Annotated in this window: 3 protein-coding genes; all 3 read left to right on the forward strand. The window is 70.6% G+C overall.

Features of this window, described 5'->3' with window-relative positions; all coding sequences use genetic code 11:
* Positions 1–1,048: MlaE family lipid ABC transporter permease subunit (locus tag FV222_RS21080; RefSeq protein WP_147815561.1), on the forward strand; the 1,048-nt coding region annotated here is incomplete at its 5' end.
* A gap of 25 nt (positions 1,049–1,073) precedes the next feature.
* A complete protein-coding gene (locus FV222_RS21085) occupies positions 1,074–1,883 on the forward strand; it encodes an ABC transporter ATP-binding protein (RefSeq protein WP_187273759.1) in 810 nt (269 codons plus the stop codon).
* Positions 1,884–1,971: 88 nt separating this feature from the next.
* Positions 1,972–3,054, forward strand: coding sequence for an MlaD family protein (locus FV222_RS21090; RefSeq protein WP_147815562.1), 1,083 nt, complete (start codon positions 1,972–1,974; stop codon positions 3,052–3,054).
* The last annotated feature ends 181 nt before the right edge of the window (positions 3,055–3,235 follow it).

The following is a 3,235-nucleotide window of genomic DNA, read 5'->3' on the forward strand; positions in this document are numbered from 1 at the left end:
GGGCGGCGCCGTCGAGACCGCCGCCGCACGCATCGCCGCCGAGGCCAGGGTGCGCCCGGTGGTCGTCGACCTCGGCGACGTCGCCCGCCTCGACACCCTCGGCGCCTGGGTGCTGGAGCGGACCCGCGGCGAGATCGAGGCCGCCGGCGGTCACCTGACCTATGCCGGCGTGCGGCCCGAGCACCGCATCCTGCTCGGCGAGATGCAGCTGCGCGATCCCGAGCCCGCCAGCCCCGTCCGCCAGGGCCGCGTGGTCGCTTTGCTCGACGGCCTCGGCCGTCGCGTCGTGCGCGGCGGGCACGACCTCGTCACCGGGCTCGCCTTCCTCGGCGAGGTCATCGCCGCCTGCCTGCGGGTGGCCTCGCGCCCTTCGAGCTTCCGCGGCCGCGCCTTCGTCAACCAGATCGAGCAGGTCGCCTTCCGCGGCGTGCCGATCATCTTCCTGATCTCGTTCCTCGTCGGCGGCATCGTCGCGCAGCAGGGCATCTTCCAGCTCCAGCGCTTCGGGGCGGCGGCCTTCGTCGTCAACCTGATCGGCCTGCTGATCCTGCGCGAACTCGGCGTGCTGCTCACCTCGATCATGGTGGCCGGGCGCTCCGGCTCGGCCTTCACCGCCGAGATCGGCTCGATGCGGATGCGCGAGGAGGTCGACGCCCTCCGCGTCATGGGGCTCGACCCGATCGAGATCCTGATCGTGCCGCGCATCCTCGCCCTCGTGGTCGGCCTGCCGATGCTGACGCTGATCGCGGCGCTCGCGGCGCTGACCGGCGGCGGCCTCACCGCGATGGCCTATGGCGGGCTCACCCTGGAGCAGTTCCTCGCCCGGTTGCAGGCCGCGGTCGGCGTCCACCACGTCCTCGTCGGGCTGATCAAGGCGCCGTTCATGGCGCTGATCATCGGCATCATCGCCACGATCGAGGGGTTCGCCGTGGAAGGTTCGGCCGAATCGCTCGGGCGCCACGTCACCGCCTCGGTGGTCAAATCCATCTTCATGGTCATCGTCCTCGACGGATTGTTCGCGGTCTTCTTCGCCGCGATCGATTTCTGACGAGTCCGTGCGAAACCCAGGTTCCATGCCCGAGACGAACGAGCCCGAAGCGATCATCCGCGTCCGCGACCTCGTCGTGGGCTTTCGCGACCGCACCATCCTGAAGGGCCTGAACCTCGACATCCGCCGCGGCGAGATCCTGGGCTTCGTCGGCCCTTCGGGCCAGGGCAAGTCGGTGCTGACCCGCACCATCCTCGGGCTCGTGGCCAAGCGGTCCGGCACCATCGAGGTGTTCGGGCAGGACATGGACGGCCTCACCATCGCCGAGCGCCGCGGCGTCGAGCAGCGCTGGGGCGTGCTGTTCCAGCAGGGCGCGCTGTTCTCCGCGCTCACCGTGAAGCAGAACATCCAGATGCCGATGCGCGAGCACCTGAACCTGTCCGAGCGCCTGCTCGACGAGTTCGCGCGCCTGAAGATCGAGATGGTCGGCCTGAAGCCGGACGCGGCCGACAAGCTGCCCTCGGAGCTGTCGGGCGGCATGATCAAGCGCGCGGCGCTCGCCCGCTCGCTGGCGCTGGACCCCGAGATCCTGTTCCTCGACGAGCCGACCTCCGGCCTCGACCCGATCGGCGCGGGCGAGTTCGACGAGCTGGTCGCGACCCTGAAGCAGACGCTCGGCCTCACCGTCTTCATGGTGACGCACGACCTCGACAGCCTCTACACCGCGTGCGACCGCATCGCGGCGCTCGGCGACGGGCAGATCATCGCCGCCGGCACGATCGACGAGATGCTGGCGCACGACCATCCGTGGCTGCGCTCGTACTTCCACGGCAAGCGCGCCCGCGCGATCGTGCCGCCGGCGCCTGCGCAGATTGGAGAGCCGGCCCATGCGTGAGCGTAAGCACCGGGTGCGTGCGTCGGCGCACAGCAAGGGTGCGCCCGCGCACCGCGTGAATGCCACAGCTTGGCGGAAGGCCTGACCGATGGAGACCCGCGCGAACTTCGCCCTCATCGGCGCCTTCACCCTCGGGGTGATCCTGGTCGGCTTCGGCTTCGTGCTGTGGCTGTCGGGCGGCTCGTCGCGCCAGGTGAGCCAGGCGGTGCGCATCGTGTTCTCGGGCAGCGTCGGCGGCCTGTCGCGCGGATCGAGCGTCACCTTCAACGGCATCAAGGTCGGCGAGGTGACGGACGTTCACCTGCTGCCGCAGGACCCGCGCCGGGTCATCGCCGAGATCAAGGTGGCGCCCGCCACCCCTTTGCGCGCCGACACCCGCGCCCGCCTCGATTCGGCGATGCTCACCGGCGTCTCGGTGATCGCGCTGAACGGCGGCAACGCCGACGCCCCGGCGCTCGCGGCCGGCAGCAACGGCGAGATGCCGACGATCTTCGCCGACTCGTCCGACATCCAGGACATGATGGCCGCCGCCAAGCAGATCGCGCAGCGGGCCGACGACGTGCTCCAGCGCCTCGACAAGGTGGTCGCCGGCAACGAGGGCGCGATCACCCGCACGCTCGCCAACGTCGAGAGCTTCTCGAAGACGCTGGCCGAGGCCGGCCCGGCCGTATCGAGCCTCGTCAAGGCGGTGGACGGGACCAAGCTCAACCGCGTGATCGAAAACACCGACCGGTTCTCGTCGGCGCTCGCCACGTCGAGCCCCGACATCGAGGCCGGCCTGCACGACGCCCGCTCGCTCGCCGCCAAGCTCAACGCGTCCGCCGACAAGATCGACGCGGTGCTGAAGGGCGCCGAGGGCTTCCTCGGCTCCGCCTCGGGCGAGGCCGGCGCCAGCACCTTCACGCAGGTGCGCGAGGCCGCGATCTCGGTGCGCGACGCCGGCAAGGCGTTCCGCACCCTGTCCGAGAACCTCGACAAGCGCACGGCCAACATCGCCACGAGCTTCGGGCGGCTGAGCGGCACCGGCCGCCGCGAGGTCGAGGCCTTGTCCACCGACGGGCAGCGCACCCTCAACACCCTGAACCGCACGGTCCGCACCCTGGAGCGCGACCCGTCGCAGGTGATCTTCGGTGGCAAGCCGACGTTGCCGGAATACAACGGTGGCCGCTGAACGCGCCGGTTTCCGGGTCGATGTGCCCCGGCGCACGGCACGTTTGCCGCGCTCGCGTAGTTTGAACGGCACAGCTTCATCCGATCCCGGCCGTGCGGCCGGGATCGTTCAGGTATCGCGTATGCTCCGCCCCGTAACCGGTCTGGCGCTCGCCGCCGCGCTCGTCGCCCCGATGCTGGGC

Origin of the sequence: Methylobacterium sp. WL103, from assembly GCF_008039885.1 — a bacterium.
Lineage (GTDB): Bacteria > Pseudomonadota > Alphaproteobacteria > Rhizobiales > Beijerinckiaceae > Methylobacterium > Methylobacterium cerastii.

What these genes read in the sequence shown, in the direction of transcription:
- FV222_RS21085 (WP_187273759.1), top strand. Translation starts at nt 1,074, where the DNA reads ATGCCCGAGACGAACGAGCCCGAAGCGATCATCCGCGTCCGCGACCTC.
- FV222_RS21090 (WP_147815562.1), top strand. Translation starts at nt 1,972, where the DNA reads ATGGAGACCCGCGCGAACTTCGCCCTCATCGGCGCCTTCACCCTCGGG.